Genomic DNA, 16,776 nt, shown 5'->3' on the forward strand with positions numbered 1-16,776 from the left:
TGTCGGTGCCCTGTGCGAAGCTTCGGCACGTGGTGGGAGAGCGAGGACGGAGGCTGCTGGACCGGGTCACGGCGGGGATCCCGGCGCACGAGAATCCGGTGACGCACGTGTCCCGGCTGCCGGAACGCGCGGCCCGGCACGAGCCGTGGCCGGAGTGGGTGGAGCCGTCGGTGGTGGCCGCGTTCCGCGCGTCCGGGGTCGAAAAACCGTGGCGGCACCAGGTCGAGGCGGCTTCGCTGGCTCAGGCGGGGACGCACGTCGTGGTGTCCACCGGGACCGCGTCGGGGAAGTCGCTGGCGTACCAGCTGCCGGTGCTCAGCGCGCTGGCCGCGAACGAGCGGGCGACCGCGCTGTACCTCTCGCCGACGAAGGCGCTCGGCGCTGATCAGCTGCGTGCGGTGTCCTCTTTGGACATCGCGGGCGTACGCGCGGGCGCCTTCGACGGAGACACCCCGATGACAGAGCGCGACTGGGTCCGCGCGCACGCGAACTGGGTGTTCAGCAACCCCGACATGCTGCACCGCGGCATCCTTTCGGCGCACTCCCGATGGACGCAGTTCTTCCGCCGGTTGCGGTACGTCGTGGTCGACGAATGCCACAGCTATCGCGGCGTGTTCGGCTCGCACGTCGCGCTGTTGCTGCGCCGCCTGCGCCGGGTGGCGGAGCACTACGGCGCTTCCCCGGTGTTCGTGCTGGCTTCGGCGACCACCGCGTCCCCCGCTTCCTTCGCCACCCGGCTCACCGGCGTGGAGTGCACCGCGATCACCGACGACGCTTCCCCGCGCGGCGCGCGCACGGTCGCGCTGTGGGAGCCGCCGCTGCTCGACGAGCTGACCGGCGAGAACGGCGCGCCCGTCCGCCGTCCGGCCGGTGTCGAGACCGCGCGGATTCTCACCGAATTGGTCATCGAAGGCGCTCGGTCGCTGGCTTTCGTCCGTTCCCGCCGCGGAGCCGAACTGACCGCGCTGGGGGCGCGCCGCCTTCTGTCCGAAGTGGACCCTCGGTTGGCGGATACCGTTGCGGCGTACCGATCCGGTTATCTCCCGGAGGAGCGGCGTGCCCTGGAGCAAGCCCTGCTTTCGGGTCGGCTGCTCGGCGTCGCGACCACGAACGCGTTGGAGCTGGGCGTCGACATCGCCGGCCTGGACGCCGTGGTCCTGGCTGGCTACCCCGGCACGCTCGCGTCGTTCTGGCAGCAATCCGGCCGCGCCGGCCGTTCGGGCGACGAGGCGCTGGTGGTGTTCGTCGCCCGGGACGATCCGCTCGACACCTACCTGGTGCACCATCCGGCCGCGTTGCTGGAACGCCCGGTGGAAACGGCGGTCCTGGACCCGACGAACCCGTACGTGCTGGGCCCGCAGCTCGCGTGCGCCGTCGCGGAGTTGCCGTTGACCGAACCGGAATTGGAAACCTTCGGCGGCGAGGCGGCCCGAGCGGTGCTGGCGGATCTGGCGGCGGAGAAGCTGCTGCGCCGCCGGTCGAGCGGTTGGTACTGGACGTCGCGCGACCGCCCGCACGCGGACGTCGGCATCCGCGGCTCAGGCGGCGACCAGATCGCGGTGGTGGAAGCGGACTCGGGCCGGATGCTGGGCACCGTCGATCCCGGTTCGGCTTGCTACTCCGTGCATCCCGGTGCGGTGTATTTGCATCAGGGGTCGTCGTATGTGGTCGATGAGCTGGACTTGGAGACGGGCCTGGCGCTGGTGCACGCGGAGGACCCGGACTGGACGACTTCGCCGCGCGAGATCGTCGACATTTCGGTGCTGTCAACGGAAGAACAATGCCGCCACGGCGGGGTGACGGTATGCCTGGGCGAGGTGGCGGTGACGTCGCAGGTGGTGGGGTATCTGCGACGGCGCCCGTCGGGCGAGGTGCTGGACCATACGCCGCTTGACCTGCCAGAACAGAGCCTCCACACGAGGGCTGTCTGGTACACGGTTTCGGATGAACTGCTGGAGTCTCCGGTTGGGGGCTCGGCAGGCGCGGTCGCCGGAACCACGTCACTGACCGCTGGCGGCACCGGTGAAACCAGTGCTGAGTCAACCGTTGTCGGATCGGTCGGAGTCGAAATCGCGTCTCCGGCCGCCGGGGAGCCGGGCCGAGCGGGCGCGGAATCGGTGAGCAGCCAAGCAGGTGGCGAACTCGCCGAACCCGCCGACGCGCCACCGGCCGCCGGGGTTCGTGGTCGAGCGGACGCGAATTCGACGCGCAGCCAAACAGGTGGCGAACTCGCCGGGCCCGCCGACACGCCACCAGCTGCCACGAACCCCGGCCAAGCGAACGCGAATTCGGTGGGCAGCCGATCAGGTGGCGAACTCGGAGGGTCCGCCGACACGCCGCCGGCCGCCGGAGTTCGTAGTCGAGCGGGTGCGGAATCGGTGGGCAGCCAATCAGATGGCGAACTCGCCGAACCCGCCGACACGGCACCGGCCGCCGGGGTTCGTGGTCGAGCGGGAGCGGCGTCGGCGCGCGGCCAGTCGCGTGGTGAACCGGTGGGGACCGGGAGTGTGGCCCCAGCCAGCGGGGGAACTGGCGGGGCCGTTGCGGGGCCGGCGGACAGTGGTGCGGCTGGAGAACCGGTGGGGACCGGGGGCGCCTCGTCGGTTGTCGGGGTGACCGGCGAGGCTTCGGGCGATCCGGCGGCGGGGCGGGGGCGCGGCGCCGGGGTCGAGGTCGGTGGTGCGGTGGGGCCGGTGGGGACCGGGGGTGCTGGCAGGGCACCGGGGGGCGCCGGGTTGATTCCGGCGCGCGTCCCCGGTGCCCTGCATGCCGCCGAGCACGCGGCGATCGGCCTGCTACCGCTGTTCGCTACGTGCGACCGGTGGGACATCGGCGGGGTGTCTACCGCGTGGCACGAGGACACCGGGGAGGCGACGGTGTTCGTGCACGATGGGCATCCCGGGGGTGCGGGATTTGCCGACCGCGGTTATGCCGCGATTGTCCCGTGGCTGGCCGCTACGCGGGAGGCGATCGTCTCCTGCGAGTGCCCGACGGGCTGCCCGTCCTGCGTCCAGTCGCCGAAGTGCGGGAACGGCAACGATCCGCTGGACAAGGCAGGGGCGGTGGCCGTACTGGGAGCCGTGCTCGGGGCGTTGCGTCAGCACGGGGAACAGTGCGGCCACGGTGGAGCGTGAAACTTTCTTCGGTTGTCGCGCGCTGCCTGCCGGGGTGGAACCGGAATCAGGCGGCGGTGCTCTCGACCAGCATCGGGGCGTGCTCGTCGGCGAGGGCGCGGACCAGCACGTCCTGCACCTCGGCGGCGGGCGGCAGCTGCCAGCCGCACACCTCCGGCTTCACGCGCCAGTGCACGACACCGTGCTGGAACGGCGACGGGGGCAGCGGGATGTAGCTGTCCTTGCCGTGCCACTGCACGGAAATCTGCTCGGCGAGTTCGGCGGGAAGGTGCTCGGAGGGCGAGGTGAGGAACAGCCACCGGCCGTTCGGCATCGCGACGATCGGGGCCGGGTGCCCGATGGAACGCAGCAGCCGCGCGGCGCGCTTGCCCAGTTCCTGGTCCACCTCGACCGCGTCGAGCACGGTGCCGGTCGCGACGAGCAGGCTGTGCGTGCGGTCGCTGAACCAGCTGGCGACCTCGTGGGCGTGCGAACCGACCAGCTCACGCCAGTCGTCGCGCACCGGCACCGGCCGGCGCCAGGTCAGGTCGTCCCCCTCCGCGGTGATCGGCTCCGGGGTCGCCCCCGGAAGCACCGGCCAGCCGCGCCAAGCGAGGCCGATCGCCTCCGCACGCAGTTCGATGCGGAAGGCGTTCCGCCAGCTGTCCGGCCAATTCGCGTCCAACATTGCTTTCCTGCCTTCGAGGTCCGGTGTTCGCGCCGTCCGGGTCGGGGCCGTGGTGGCGCATGTCTCACTAAACGGCAAGTTGCACATTGCCGGGAAGACTCCGCGCGACAACCGGCCGTTACCGAGCGATGAACGCCCAGTAGCCCACTGTCCGGCCGATAACGAGGTGCCGATCACCGGCCGCTGACCCCGCCGTCCGGCCCGCGAGAACGGGCCGACCACGGGATTCGACACTTTCCCGCCCTATCGCACGGGTACTGAGGCATACCCTTGGACCGGTCGTTGACCTGGGGATTCGACCGTTCAGCGTGCGCCAGCGACCGCTGCTCGTGTCCTTCGCCACTCATCGCCGGTACCGGAAAGGTCCGGACGAGCCGGGGGTTCCGGCGACTGGTCACCTGTCCGGCTCGTCGCCGATGAGCGGTTCCGACGGGGGTCCGGAATGCCGCTTGCGGCGACGTGCGGAGACGGGGCGGGAGGGATGGGTGGGGGCGGTTGGCAGGTTGCAACTCCCTTCGATCGGGGCGGGCATTGGGGCAGATCCGACCGAGGGGCGTCCTCGGCACCGACGGGCCGGGTGGGGCAAATCCGGCCAGTTGGAGCGGTCACGTACCCAAGCGGCCAGGGACCGGCCGCGGAGGAACGCCACTGTGACGGACGCAAGCATCCGCGGAGGAGCCAGCGGGCAGCCGCGGAGCACGGCCGACCGGGTCGCATCGCTGCCGAGCACAGACACCAGTACCGCAGCGAGCCAGAGGCCAGTCGCTGACCAACGGCGGCCCGACCAGGCCGGGCGTCACCGCCGCCGAACACAGCCACCTGGCGGCACCGAGGGCCGCGTGCGGGAACCAGCGACAGCCGCAGAGCGCGACTTCCCCACTGGCCCGCGCATCGCCGCCGAGCGCAGACCTCGGGGCCAGTACCCGTGGGCTGCACCCGGCTGCCGGTCCCCGGCACCGCTGCCCGACCGGTCGGCCAGCTGCCACCGCCGGGCGCGGACATTGGGGCCAGTACCCGTGGGCTGCACCCGGCTGCCGGTCCCCGGCACCGCTGCCCGACCGGGCGGGCAACTGTCGCCGCCGGGCGTGGACATTGGGGCCAGTACCCGTGGGCTGCACCCGGCTGCCGGTCCCCGGCACCGCTGCCCGACCGGGCGGGCAACTGCCGCCGCTGGGCGCGGACATTGGGGCTAGCACCGGCAGCGCAAGGGCCGGGCTTGTCAGGGAGGCAGGTCGACCGGACCGGCGCGGGATTTTGCGGTGGGGGCGGGCAGGCCGGGGACCGGGGTGGTCGTGGCGCGGACTTCGATGAAAGCGTCGCGGTTGTGCCAGCGGCAGCTGGTCAGCTCTGTGCGTTCGTGGTCGGCTACCTCCTTGGCTCGGGCGCAGGCGGTGGTCGGTCCGGCGGCGGCGTGGGCTGCTGCGGCCAGTGCGCCCAGGTCGGCGGCGGCTTCGGTGCGGTGGCGGGCGGTGATCGCCGCGGCTAGCCACCACACCAGGACTGTTACGGCGATCAGGGCGGTCGCGGCTAGGGCCGTCCAGATGGTGGCTACGCCGGCGTCGGCTGGTTGTTCTTGGGTCATGGGGTCAGGCCTGGTTCGAGGATGGCGTAGGCGGTCGCGCTGAGGTGGAGGGCGGACAGGACGTCGGTGGTTACTTCGGCGGTGAGGCCGTCGCCGGTGCGGTGGATCGTGAGGTGTGCGCCGCGCGGGGCAATGGTTTGGACCACTGCGTCGGCGGCGCCCGATTGCCCGGCTGCGGTGAGACGGGCGGCTTCGCGGGCGGCGTCCAGGCACCGGAGATGTCCGGCGATCGCGCTGGTGCCCGCGAGCAGCATCGCCAGCACGGCGGTCAGCGCGCCCAGAGACAGCGCGGCTTCTACCGTGACGAATCCGCCGTCCCGGCGACGGCTGGCCATCAGGTGGCCACCGTCAGGGCTTTGTGCACCAGGCCGGCCAGCGTCGCGGAGACTGAGTCTCCGCTGAGCAGCACGTAGAGCGCCACGGCGAAGGCTGCCGCGGCTACCGTGCCGATGGCGTATTCGGCGGTGGTGGTGCCCTCGTCTCCGGGCAAGAACCACATGGTCGGTTTCCCTTTCTGTCGGGTACGGGTTCACAGCAGGCCGCCGATTCGCCCGGCCAGGCCGAGCACTACCGGCAGCACGCCGAGGGCGAAGAACGCGGGCAGGAAGCACAGCCCGACCGGCATGGCCAGGGCTACTCCGGCACGTTCGGCGCGTTCTTCGGCTTCGACGCCCAGTCCGTCGCGGACGCGGCGGGCCAGGTCGTCCGCGGTCGAGGCGAGGGCTGCCCCGGACCGCGCGGTTCGGGTGGCTGCCACTGCCAGTTCGGCGAAGCCTGGCCGGGCGCGGAGCGGGGCCCACGCCGGAGCGGCGTCGGAACCCAGGGCTAGCAGGTTTGCTGTTGCGTGCAGGGCGTTTTCGGTGTCCGGTGGGGCGCCGGGGGCTACGGCTGCCAAGGCGGTCGGGACTGGCATTCCGGCGCGTAGGCAGGCGGCGAGCAGGTCCAGGGTGGACGCGGAGCGGAGGCGTTCCGAGACGTCGTCTGGGTTTTTGGGGTGGCGGGATCGACGTAGGAGCCACCAGGATCCTGCGCCCGCGGCTAGTCCTACTGGTATTCCAGTGAGGACGGTGGTGGACAGGCCCACGACGACCGCGGCGGCGGGGTGCCAGATCTCTGGCCGTGGGGTGCGGCGTGGGCGTTTGGGGCGGGCCAGCTGTCGGGGCGGAGCGGTGGTCGGCCAGAGCAGTAGTGCGGTGGCCATGAGGGCGAAGCTCAAGGCGGTCATGGGGCGGCTCTGCGGTTGGTCAGGGCTCTGGACCACGCGGTGCCCGCCCAGAGCAGGGCCGCGCCGGCGACCAGGAATGCTTGTCCGATCAGGGTTTCGGTGAGCACGGCGAGCGGGTTGGCTCCGATGAGCTGGCCCATGGCCAGGCAGCCGACGGGCAGCACGGTCAGGACTATCGCGCTCATGCGCGGGCCGGCCATTTTGGCGTGCAGACGGCGGATGAAGGCGACTTCGGCGTCGACGTCTCGGCGGGCGGCTTCGAGGGCGTCGGCGATGGGCAGGCCGTGTCGGCGGGCGAGGTTCCAGGATTGGGCGACCGCGGGAAGTGCGGATGATTCCAGGGTTCCGTCCAGGCGGGCGGCGGTGGCCAGGTTGTGGAGTTCTCCGGCCAGTTCGGGGACGGCGTCTGCGGCCGCCTCGGCGGCGGTTACCGGGTGAGCACCGGCGCGGAGTTCCGAGACCATCGTGCGGAGGACGGTCGCGGTGCGTTCGGCACGGATCAGCGTTTCAGTGGTTTCCCTTCTGCTGCGCCATTCCTGACGGACGGCGACGGTGAGCAGGGCGGTGGCTATCGCGGCGCCGATTCCGCCCAGCGGCAGAGCGAGGACGGCGGGGGCCAGCCAGAGGGACTGGCGGGGCGGGACGCGGAAGCGGAGGCGCGGGGCCGGAAGGAGGCGGCTGGGGGTGGTTGGCCAGCACAGGATTCCGGTGCCTGCGCAGAGGAACGGCCATGCGGAGATCAACGGGTCACCTCGATGCTGGGCGCGGTTAGGCGGGATTGGACGCGCTTCCTGCGTAAGAACTGGAGCGTGGACGGCTAGTCAGGTGTGGTCAGGGCGGTGAAGAGGGAACGGCGGCTCGTCCAGTGCCCGTCACGCCAGACCGGGTGGGTCTTTACTTCTCCGTGGTATCGCTGGAGTACTGCGACCTCTGCGAGGCGGCGACCGGTGGTGGTTCGGCGCATGTGGAGGATTACGCGGACGGCCGCGGCCAACTGACTGTGCAGCGCGTCCCGTGGCAGACCGCCTAGGGCGGCTAGGGCTTCTAGGCGCGCGGGGGCTTCTGCGGGCGAGTTCGCGTGCAGGGTGCAGGCACCGCCGTCATGGCCGGTGTTCATGGCGTTCAGCAGGGAGCACACTTCTGCGCCGCGGACTTCGCCTACGACGAGGCGGTCTGGGCGCATCCGCAAGGCCTGACGGACCAGTTCCGGGAGTTCTACGGCACCGGCGCCTTCGACGTTGGCAGGGCGGGCGACGAGGCTGACGAACTGTGGGTGGGTCGGCCGTAGTTCGCCTGCGTCTTCGACACAGACGATGCGTTCGGTTGGTGCTACCTCGCTCAGCAAGGCGCTGAGCAGCGTCGTCTTTCCGGCTCCGGTGCCGCCGGTGATGAGGAAGGCCAAGCGGTGCTTGAGGATTGCTTCGAGAATGCTCAGGGCGGTCGGGTCGATGGAGCCGTGGGCGTGGAGCGCGGACAGGTCGTGTGTCACCGGGCGCAGGACGCGCAGGGACAGGCAGGTGCCGTTGGCTGCGATGGGCGGCAGCACGGCGTGGACGCGGATTCGGCCTTGGCGCACGGGAAGCCAGCCGTCTACGTAAGGCTGGGCGTCGTCCAGGCGGCGGCCTGCGGCTAGAGCCAGGCGTTGCGCTAGGCGGCGGACGGCGTCCTCACTTGGGAAACGGATCGGCGTACGGGTAAGGCCGGTGGGACCATCAGTCCATATCTGGTCGGGGGCGGTGACCAGGACGTCGGTGATCGTGTCGTCCTCCAGCAATGGGGCTAGCGGGCCCGCGCCTACGAATTCGTCTCGGGCTTGGCGGACCGCGGCTAGTACCGCGTCGTGGCTCAGGGCTCCGCCTGCTTCGGCGCGGACGGCTTCGGCTAAGGCGATCGGGTCGGTGCCGCGGCTTTCGCCGGCCAGGCGGTGGCGGACTCGTTCTACGAGGTCGGCGGTCATCTACGCCGCCTGCGCGGTCGGGAGGGGACGCAGGTTCGCCAGTACCGCGCGAGCAGCGGTGGCCAGTGCGCCTTTCGGGGGCAGGTCGAACTCGCCGGATTCCAGGGTGATGGCTACCCGGCGTTCCGGGGACACGTCAGCGATCAAGGGCGGGCCCAGCATGCCTGCGGTTTGCGAGGCCGAGATGCCGTCGGCGCGGTGTCCACTTGCGACGACTGCGAAACGCTCGGTGTGCGGGCGGAGGTGGTTCAGGACCTGTTTCGCTGCCATGCAAGCCCGGAATTCGACGGGAACGACGAGCACGACCAGGTCGGCGGCCGAAGCGACGGCAAGCGTGCCCTCGCTGAAATGGCGGGGCAAATCGCAGACGACGGTGCGGCCGGCGCGGCTGCCCGCGGCGACTACGGCGGACAACGCGCGAGGGGTCGGGCCGTCCCCGGAACGGCCGCAGGACAGCACCGGGAGGTTGCCGCGGCTGGGAAGGGAGGCGATCAGGGACGGGACGGAGACGCGGCCGGACACCCGAACTTCCGGCCAGCGCAGGCCTTTCGTGTGCTCTAGGCCCAGCGGGAGGTCCAATCCGCCGCCTAGCGGGTCGCAATCGACTAATAGCGCGGAACCGGTGCGAGCGGCTTCGACAGCGACTGCGGCGGCCAGCACGGAGGCGCCGGAGCCGCCTCGGCCGCCTACGAAAGCGATTACTGGACCGGGTGATTCGGCTGGGGCGTCGGTGACATCGGCGAACGCGCCGGTCAGACCCGCCTCGTCGTCGGGCAGGCTGAAGACTCGGCGAGCGCCGAGAGCGGCCGCGCGGCGCCAGGTGTCCAAGTCTGGCGCGCCTTTGCAGACGAGCACGACGCTGTCGCGGGCTGGCATTGGCGGACTGTCGACAGCGATGTCCTCGTCCAGCACCACGAGCGGGGCTCGGGTCCATCGTCCGCGTGCGGCGGCGAGGTCTGGTGCGTGGTCGAACTCGCAGCCGACTACCGCGGCGACGCGGCGGATCTCTTCGAACACGGTGCCTTCGCCGGAGACGACGAGCGGTTGTGCGGTGGCCATGTGCCCCTCCCCTGGGTCTCGTGGGCCGGACTTCCACCGTCGCCCGCCGCCAGGGCCCGCGGCAATGCCCGTTTTTCCGTCATGTGGATAACTCGGGGGTTGTGGACAACTCGGGGTGCGAAATCGATACAGCAACCGCGGAGTGTCGGTCCGCACCGGACAATGCACGGCCCCGCGTATTCGACCGAGAAAACGATTGCTGCGGAGAAACTCCGGAAAATCAAGTGGAAAGAAGTGAATTTGCCGCACTGAGCCGAGTAACAGGTGCCGCGACCGGAGAAAACACCGCAAAGGTAAGCGCGCGGTTAATTGATCTTGCTCGTAAGACGCGCGCTGAACGACCGAGACTGCCCAGGTCAGAGCGAGGAACGCCGCCAGCGCGAGGATTTTCGGGGGAGACCTGAAAATTGTTCGCCGAAGCCGGAAACCGGGAGAATAGAAGGCGGCCCTCGCCAGGGGGGAGGGACGAGGGCCGCCAGGGGTTCAGCCCCGGGGGGTCGGACTGAACCAGCCCGGTTCACGACCGGGTCCGTTCACTGTAACTCCGTTAGCTATGAGTTGGCTGTGTGGGTGACACATACGATTCGATAACGGCACTCGAGGCCGTAAGCGAGCCGATGTCATCGATTTTCCGGCCGTCGCCGCGCCCGGTGTGCTGCCAACAACACCGCGCGGTGCGCCTATCCTGATCACGTGGCCGAACCCCGCAGCGAAGAAGCACCCCGGCGCGTAGCCGCCTTCTTCGACCTCGACAAGACGATCATCGCCTCGTCCAGCGCGCTCGCGTTCAGCAAGCCGTTGCTGCGCGAAGGGCTGATCAACCGCCGCGCGGCGCTGCGAAGTGCTTACGCGCAACTGGTTTTCTCGCTCGCCGGCGCGGACGCGGACAAGACCGAGCGGATGCGGGCCGAGGTTTCCGCGTTGTGCGCGGGCTGGGATGTCGCGCAGGTTTCCGCGATCGTGCGCGAAACCTTGCACGACGTAGTCGATCCGCTCGTTTACGTGGAAGCAACCGACCTCATCGCACAGCACCTCGCCGACGGACACGACGTGATCGTGCTGTCCGCGACCGGCGAAGAGGTGGCCGCTCCGGTCGCGGAGATGCTCGGCGCGACCCGCTGCGTCGCCACTCGCATGGAGATCGTCGACGGCCGCTACTCCGGCGAGGTCGATTTCTATTGCTACGGCGAGAACAAGGCCGTCGCCGCGAAGCAGCAGGCCGCCGAGCACGGCTACGACCTCGCAGACTGCTTCGCCTACACCGATTCCAGCACCGACATCCCCCTGCTGGAGGTGGTGGGTCACCCGCACGCGGTGAACCCGGACAAGCTGCTGCGCCGTACCGCGGAGGAGCACGGCTGGCCGGTCCTCGCGTTCGAGCGGCCGATGTCGCTGCGCACGCGGATCCCGGCGAAGTCCGCGGGCATGGTCGCGCTCGGCGTGGGAGCCGTGGCGGCGGGCGCGACCTGGTACAGCCTGAGCCGGCGCCGCCGGTCTCGGGGCGACGGCGACTGAGCACCCGCACGGCGGTACCAAAACTCCGGTTTCCGCAGCTAGGTCCGTTGCTGAGGGTGGTGCTGTCACCGGATCGAGCCTCTGTACCGGTGCACCCGTACGCGCACTTGAAGTGACCGCGCTCACGGCGTAGAAAGTAGGTGCGGACGTTGATTCGGCCAGGACAGAGGTAGAAGAGAAGCCTCTGTCACCCCGAGCAACCTCCGTGCGCGGACTCCGGGTACCCACGCGCAGCACGCCGCGGGAGGCTCGTCGTCTAGGGACTGCGTACCGGGACGCCGGACGCCGAGTCCATGAAGGTACGACCAGAGTTGCACGCTTGGTCGCCCGAGATGTCCGCGCCGACTGGCGGCGCCCGTTGGCCTCGGCTGACGGGCGCCGCCAGTGTTATGTCCGGCCAGCGGCACCGGCACGCCGCGCCGAGCCGGTCTCGAACGCCTCCGCGCCTGCCGTCCTCCCAGGTGAACCCTCTCGTTCCTGCGCTCGGCCGATGGACAACCCCGTGTCGCGGTGAGTAGCTTCCCGATACCGGTGCTGCCCGGTGGACGCTTCACGATTCGCGTCCGTACCCGCGGCGGCACGCGACACTGGGAGGCAATTCGTGACGAACCGACTCGCGCGCACGCGGAGGATGCAGGTGTTCGCCGTTCCCCTCGCGGGGGTGCTCGCCGTCGGGGGGTTGAGTTCCTCGGCGTTCGCCGCGCCGAAACACCCGCAGCAGACGCCTCAGCCGACGGCCGCGCAGCTCGACGCCGCGGCCGCGCGGGCGCTGCGCGGCATGAGCCTGGAAGAAAAAGTGGGGCAGCTGTTCGTCACGTGGGTGAACGGCAAGTCCGCGGACGAGGTCAACCCGAAGAACCAGACCGATTTCGGCGTCGACACCGCGGCACAGGCCGTGCAGAAGTACCACCTCGGCGGGGTCATCTACTTCAACAACGCCAGCCGCGACAACTTCGACGACCCGGTGCAGGTCGCGAAGCTGTCCAACGGCTTGCAGCGCGCGGCGATCTCCAGCGGCGCGCACATCCCGCTGCAGATCGGCACCGACCAGGAGGGCGGCACGGTCACGCGGATGGGCGCGCCGGCCACCGAATTCCCGAACTCGATGGCCATCGCCGCCGGCCGCGACACCGGCAGCGCGACCAAGGCCGCGACGATCCTGGGCCACGAACTGCGCGCGGTCGGCATCAACCAGGACTACGCGCCGGACGCGGACGTCAACTCCAACCCGGCCAACCCGGTCATCGGCGTCCGTTCGTTCTCTGGACGACCTGACCTGGCCAGCAGTTTCGTGACCGCGGAGGTCAAGGGCTACCAGGACTCCGGCCCGGCGAACCAGACCGTCTCGTCCACCGCGAAGCATTTCCCCGGCCACGGCGACGCCGCCACCGACAGCCACACCGGGCTGCCGAAGATCAACCGCACCGAAGAACAGTGGCGGGCGATCGACGTGCCGCCGTTCAAGGCCGCGATCGCCGCCGGCATCGACTCGATCATGAGCGCGCACATCCAGTTCCCGAGCCTCGACCCGTCCGGCGAGCCGGCGACCCTGTCGAAGCCGATCATCACCGGCAAGCTGCGCGGCGAACTCGGCTACAACGGCGTCGTGATCACCGATTCGCTCGAGATGCAGGGTGTGCGGGAGCTGCACAGCGACGCCGAAATCCCGGTCCTCGCCTTGAAAGCGGGCGTGGACCAGCTGCTCATGCCGGTGCACCTGGACGTCGCGATCAACTCCGTGCTCGCCGCGGTGAAGTCCGGCGACCTGCCGATGCAGCGGATCGACCAGAGCGTGCTGCGGGTGCTGAAGCTCAAGCTGAAGCGCGGAATCCTGTACTCGCCGTTCACCAATCCCTCGCAGGTCATGAAGAAGGTCGGCACGCCGGACCACCTGGCCACCGCACAGGGCATCGCCGACCGGTCGATCACCGCGATCGCCAACGACGCCGGCGTGCTGCCGCTCAAGCAGAAGCCGTCGAACGTGCTGGTCACCGGCTGGGGCGTGACCACGACGCAAACGCTTGCCGACCGCTTCACCGCGCACGGCACCAAGGCGACCGCGCTGGCCACCGGGCAGACGCCGACCGACGCGCAGATCGCCCAGGCCGCGGCTGCCGCGAAGCAGAACGACGTCGTCGTGGTCCTGACCAACAACCTGGGCGGTTTCCCCTTGCAGGGCAAGCTTCTTCAGGCCTTGATGGACAGCGGCAAACCGGTGGTCGCGGTCGCCGCGCAGATCCCGTACGACGCCGGGTACGCGAACCCGGTGCCGACCTGGCTCGCCACCTACGGCTACATCACGCCGTCGCTCGAAGCGCTGGCGAGGGTCGTGCTCGGCGAGACGAAGCCCAGCGGGAAGCTGCCGGTCGACGTCCCGGCCGGGGCGGACGTGCACACCGTCAAGTACCCCTTCGGACACGGGCTGACCTGGTGACTCTCAATCGCAGGAAGTTTCTGGCCGTTCCGGCGCTCGCAGTCCCGGTAGTGGCGAGCGGCTCAGCTGCGGCACAAGCAGCACAGGCAGCGCCCGAAGCAGCACAACCCGAGTTGGCACACCGAGTACTCACCGGTGCCGAACAACTCGCCGCGCAGGGCTGGCGTCCGCTCGCCGGACGCAAGCTCGGAGTGCTGTCCAACCCGACGGGCGTGCTCGCCAACGGGGACCACATTGTCGACTCGATGGTCGCGGCGGGCGTACGTCCCGTCGCGGCCTTCGGGCCCGAGCACGGCTTTCGCGGCAGCGCGCAAGCCGGTGGCTCCGAAGGCGATTACACCGACCCACGCACCGGCATCCCGGTGTACGACGCGTACGGCGCTAACGCGACGAAGCTCGCTTCGCTGTTCCAGAAGGCCGGATTGGACACTGTCGTCTTCGACATCGCAGACGTCGGCGCGCGCTTTTACACCTACATCTGGTCGCTGTACACGGCGATGGTCGCCGCAGCGAAGGTCAACGCGGCCTTCGTCGTCCTAGACCGGCCAAACCCCATCGGCGAGCGACTGTCCGGCCCAGTGCTCGACCCGAAGTTCTCGTCCGGCGTCGGGCTGAAGCCGATCGCGCAGCAGCACGGCATGACTGTCGGCGAACTGGCGCGGTTCTTCGCCGCCGAGTTCCTCCCCGGCGAAGGCGTGAAGCTGGAGAAGCTCGACGTCGTCCAGGTACGCGGCTGGCGACGCGACAGCTTCTTCGCCGACACCGGTCTCCGCTGGGTCCTGCCAAGCCCGAACATGCCGACGCCGGACACAGCGCTCGTGTACCCGGGCACAGGCATGTTCGAGGGCACCGTGTTCTCCGAAGGACGCGGCACCACACGGCCGTTCGAAATCATCGGCGCGCCCGGCCTCGACTGGCGTTGGCGCGAGGAACTCGAGAAGCTCCACCTGCCGGGCGCGGCGTTCCGCGAGATCTACTTCGTGCCCACCTTCGGCAAGTTCGTCAACGAGCCTTGCGGCGGCGTACAGGTCACCGTGACCGACCCGCGGGCCTTCGACGCCATCAGCACCACCGTCTCGATGTTCGTGACGGCCAAGCGCGTCGCGCCGGGCAAATTCGGCTGGCGGCCGGACCTCATGATCGACAAGCTGTCCGGATCCGCGCGGCTGCGCACCATGGTCGACGCCGGCGCCGGGGTCGACGAGATCACCGGCGCGTGGCGCGCCGAACTCGCCGACTTCGCCCGCAGACGGCGTCCCCACCTGATCTATCGCTGAGGAGAGCCGCCATGCGTGCTAGGAAAGTGCTCGTCGCGACGTTGGCCGTCCTGGTCGCGGCCACGACGACCGCGGGAGCAGCCACGATCGACAACCGACACGGCGGCTTCGCCGGGCGTTTCGACCGTCCGCAGCACGGGTTCGCACCGGCGAGCACGACGCTGCGCGACAGCAGCCCGCGCGAGGTCAACCTCGATCCGCAGCCGATCCGCGACGCCGAACAGTTCCTGAAGAGCTGGACCCAGCCGGACGCCAGCGGGCATCCGCACTTCTCCGGCGCGGTCGGCCTGCTCGCGCACGACGGCGTGGTCGTGGACCGGTACGCCGTCGGCGGCGCGCTGCGGTACGCCGACGCCAAGGGCACCGAACTGCCGCCGGACCAGCAGGTCCCGATGCGCAACGACACCATCTTCGACATGGCGTCGATCTCGAAGCTCTTCACCTCGATCGCCGCGCTGCAGCTGACCGAGCAGGGCAAGCTGGACGTCAACGCGCCGGTCGTGCGCTACCTGCCGGAGTTCGGCGTCAACGGCAAGCAGGACGTCACTGTGCTGCAGCTGCTCACGCACACGTCCGGCTTCGACGCCGACCCGTCACCGTCGCTCTGGCAGGGCTACCCGGACATCCCGTCGCGGCGCAAAGCAGTGCTCGACAGCCCGCTCAAGAACGCGCCGGGCAGCACGTATCTGTACTCCGACCTCAACATGCTCACCCTCGGCTTCCTGATCGAGAAGCTGTCCGGCAAGCCGCTGGACCAGGTGGTGCACGACCGCATCACCGCGCCGCTCGGCATGGTCGACACCGGCTACAACCCGCCCGCGTCGAAGCTGAACCGGGTCGCCGCGACCGAGTACGAGACGACCCCGCCGCGCGGGCTCGTGCGCGGACAGGTGCATGACGAGAACGCCTGGTCGCTCGGCGGCGTCGCCGGGCACGCCGGGGTGTTCTCCACGGCCGGCGACATGGCGGTGCTCGCCCAGACGATCCTCAACGGCGGCAGCTACCGCGGGCATCGGATCCTTCGCCCGGACACCGTCACGAAGATGCTGACGAACTACAACCAGCGTTTCCCCGGCGACGAGCACGGGCTCGGCTTCGAGCTGGACCAGCCCTGGTACATGGGCGCGCTCGCGTCGCCGATCAGCGCGGGCCACACCGGCTTCACCGGCACCACGCTGGTCATCGATCCCGAATCGCGGTCGTTCGCGTTGCTGCTCACCAACCGCGTGCACCCCACGCGCACCTGGGGTTCCATCAACCCCGCGCGCCAGGTCTGGGCGACTTCGCTCGCGAAGGCGATGGCGGTCCGGCCGGTCGAAGGTCCCGACGCCTGGTACGCGGGCCTCGGAAACAACAGTGTGGCTACTCTCAGCACACAACCGCTTCCAGCCGGTGCGCCACTGCGCGTGTCTTTCGCCGCTTTCGTCGATACAGAAGGCCCGAGCGACCCGTTGCAGCTCGAATCGAGCACCGACGGGGTTAATTGGCAACCTGTTCCGCTTCAGGCCCGTGGCCCGGGTGCACCCGGCGACAAGACGCTCGCGCTGGGCGGACACGGGCACCGTTCCTGGTGGTGGGTGTCCGCGGAGGTGCCCGCGGCCGCGGCGACGTCGCTCCGGTGGCGTTACAGCACCGATCCGAACTACACGGGACGGGGAGTTTCCCTCGATAGTGTGAAAGTCACCCAACGCGGCCACGTCGTTCTCGATGGTGAGCGAAACCCGGGAGAGCTGGCCTCTTCGGGGTGGAAATTGAGCGCTCGGTAAGCACCCCGCCGCGCATTGCCACCTTCGTGGCCCCACTCAGTGGAACAAGACTCCTTCGCTAGACACACTTAGTTGCCAAGTCGTTAGCTTGAGGTCGTTAACGCCGTGGACTCGGTTGGCGACTTTCTTGACAACGATTAATCGCAAACCGAAGTCCGCA

Annotated in this window: 13 protein-coding genes; 5 read left to right on the forward strand and 8 right to left on the reverse strand. The window is 69.7% G+C overall.

Annotated features, from left to right (window positions below; genetic code table 11):
- The first annotated feature begins 29 nt into the window (after positions 1–29).
- Positions 30–3,134, forward strand: coding sequence for a DEAD/DEAH box helicase (locus SSMG_RS47415; protein ID WP_050788358.1), 3,105 nt, complete (start codon positions 30–32; stop codon positions 3,132–3,134).
- A gap of 46 nt (positions 3,135–3,180) precedes the next feature.
- Here the strand turns inward: SSMG_RS47415 and SSMG_RS36070 are convergent, their stop codons facing one another.
- The 8 genes from SSMG_RS36070 to ssd all read right to left on the reverse strand — a co-directional run bounded on the left by SSMG_RS36070 (position 3,181) and on the right by ssd (position 9,624).
- Complete coding sequence (locus SSMG_RS36070) at positions 3,181–3,801, reverse strand: bifunctional DNA primase/polymerase (protein ID WP_009084369.1); 621 nt, start codon at positions 3,799–3,801, stop codon at positions 3,181–3,183.
- A gap of 1,219 nt (positions 3,802–5,020) precedes the next feature.
- On the reverse strand, positions 5,021–5,383 hold the full coding sequence (locus tag SSMG_RS36075) for an Rv3654c family TadE-like protein (protein ID WP_009084372.1): 363 nt from the start codon (positions 5,381–5,383) through the stop codon (positions 5,021–5,023).
- Positions 5,380–5,718, reverse strand: a complete 339-nt coding sequence (locus SSMG_RS36080; protein ID WP_037715991.1) for a TadE family type IV pilus minor pilin — start codon at positions 5,716–5,718, stop codon at positions 5,380–5,382. The genes SSMG_RS36075 and SSMG_RS36080 overlap by 4 nt, the downstream gene beginning before the upstream one ends.
- Complete coding sequence (locus tag SSMG_RS44055) at positions 5,718–5,882, reverse strand: DUF4244 domain-containing protein (RefSeq protein ID WP_078561018.1); 165 nt, start codon at positions 5,880–5,882, stop codon at positions 5,718–5,720. The genes SSMG_RS36080 and SSMG_RS44055 overlap by 1 nt, the downstream gene beginning before the upstream one ends.
- 30 nt (positions 5,883–5,912) lie before the next feature.
- Positions 5,913–6,608, reverse strand: coding sequence for a type II secretion system F family protein (locus SSMG_RS47420; protein ID WP_009084376.1), 696 nt, complete (start codon positions 6,606–6,608; stop codon positions 5,913–5,915).
- Complete coding sequence (locus SSMG_RS36090) at positions 6,605–7,351, reverse strand: type II secretion system F family protein (protein WP_037715994.1); 747 nt, start codon at positions 7,349–7,351, stop codon at positions 6,605–6,607. The genes SSMG_RS47420 and SSMG_RS36090 overlap by 4 nt, the downstream gene beginning before the upstream one ends.
- Positions 7,352–7,425: 74 nt before the next feature.
- Entirely contained in the window at positions 7,426–8,565 is a 1,140-nt protein-coding gene (locus tag SSMG_RS44060) for a TadA family conjugal transfer-associated ATPase (protein WP_009084381.1), read from the reverse strand.
- Positions 8,566–9,624 carry a septum site-determining protein Ssd gene (gene ssd, locus SSMG_RS36105; protein ID WP_009084383.1) on the reverse strand — a complete coding sequence of 353 codons (1,059 nt, stop codon included), beginning with the start codon at positions 9,622–9,624 and terminating at the stop codon, positions 8,566–8,568.
- Between the two features lie 693 nt (positions 9,625–10,317).
- Between ssd and SSMG_RS36110 the strand changes: the two genes are divergently transcribed.
- The 4 genes from SSMG_RS36110 (at position 10,318) to SSMG_RS36125 (ending at position 16,616) form a co-directional block, all read left to right on the forward strand.
- Positions 10,318–11,139: an HAD family phosphatase gene (locus tag SSMG_RS36110; RefSeq protein WP_009084385.1), complete on the forward strand. Its 822-nt coding sequence runs from the start codon at positions 10,318–10,320 to the stop codon at positions 11,137–11,139.
- A 601-nt stretch (positions 11,140–11,740) separates the two neighbouring features.
- Positions 11,741–13,573 (forward strand): glycoside hydrolase family 3 protein, encoded by a 1,833-nt coding sequence (locus SSMG_RS36115; protein ID WP_286156999.1) that lies wholly within the window; start codon positions 11,741–11,743, stop codon positions 13,571–13,573.
- A gap of 113 nt (positions 13,574–13,686) precedes the next feature.
- Complete coding sequence (locus SSMG_RS36120) at positions 13,687–14,850, forward strand: DUF1343 domain-containing protein (RefSeq protein WP_286157000.1); 1,164 nt, start codon at positions 13,687–13,689, stop codon at positions 14,848–14,850.
- A gap of 11 nt (positions 14,851–14,861) precedes the next feature.
- Positions 14,862–16,616 carry a serine hydrolase domain-containing protein gene (locus tag SSMG_RS36125; protein ID WP_037716005.1) on the forward strand — a complete coding sequence of 585 codons (1,755 nt, stop codon included), beginning with the start codon at positions 14,862–14,864 and terminating at the stop codon, positions 16,614–16,616.
- Positions 16,617–16,776: the final 160 nt, after the last annotated feature.

Origin of the sequence: Streptomyces sp. AA4 (genome assembly GCF_000158875.1) — a bacterium.
GTDB lineage: Bacteria > Actinomycetota > Actinomycetes > Mycobacteriales > Pseudonocardiaceae > Amycolatopsis.

Coding starts and splice junctions, on each gene's coding strand:
- SSMG_RS36070 (WP_009084369.1), bottom strand. CDS start 3,801: ATGTTGGACGCGAATTGGCCGGACAGCTGGCGGAACGCCTTCCGCATC.
- SSMG_RS36075 (WP_009084372.1), bottom strand. CDS start 5,383: ATGACCCAAGAACAACCAGCCGACGCCGGCGTAGCCACCATCTGGACG.
- SSMG_RS36080 (WP_037715991.1), bottom strand. CDS start 5,718: ATGGCCAGCCGTCGCCGGGACGGCGGATTCGTCACGGTAGAAGCCGCG.
- SSMG_RS44055 (WP_078561018.1), bottom strand. CDS start 5,882: ATGTGGTTCTTGCCCGGAGACGAGGGCACCACCACCGCCGAATACGCC.
- SSMG_RS47420 (WP_009084376.1), bottom strand. CDS start 6,608: ATGACCGCCTTGAGCTTCGCCCTCATGGCCACCGCACTACTGCTCTGG.
- SSMG_RS44060 (WP_009084381.1), bottom strand. CDS start 8,565: ATGACCGCCGACCTCGTAGAACGAGTCCGCCACCGCCTGGCCGGCGAA.
- ssd (WP_009084383.1), bottom strand. CDS start 9,624: ATGGCCACCGCACAACCGCTCGTCGTCTCCGGCGAAGGCACCGTGTTC.
- SSMG_RS36125 (WP_037716005.1), top strand. CDS start 14,862: ATGCGTGCTAGGAAAGTGCTCGTCGCGACGTTGGCCGTCCTGGTCGCG.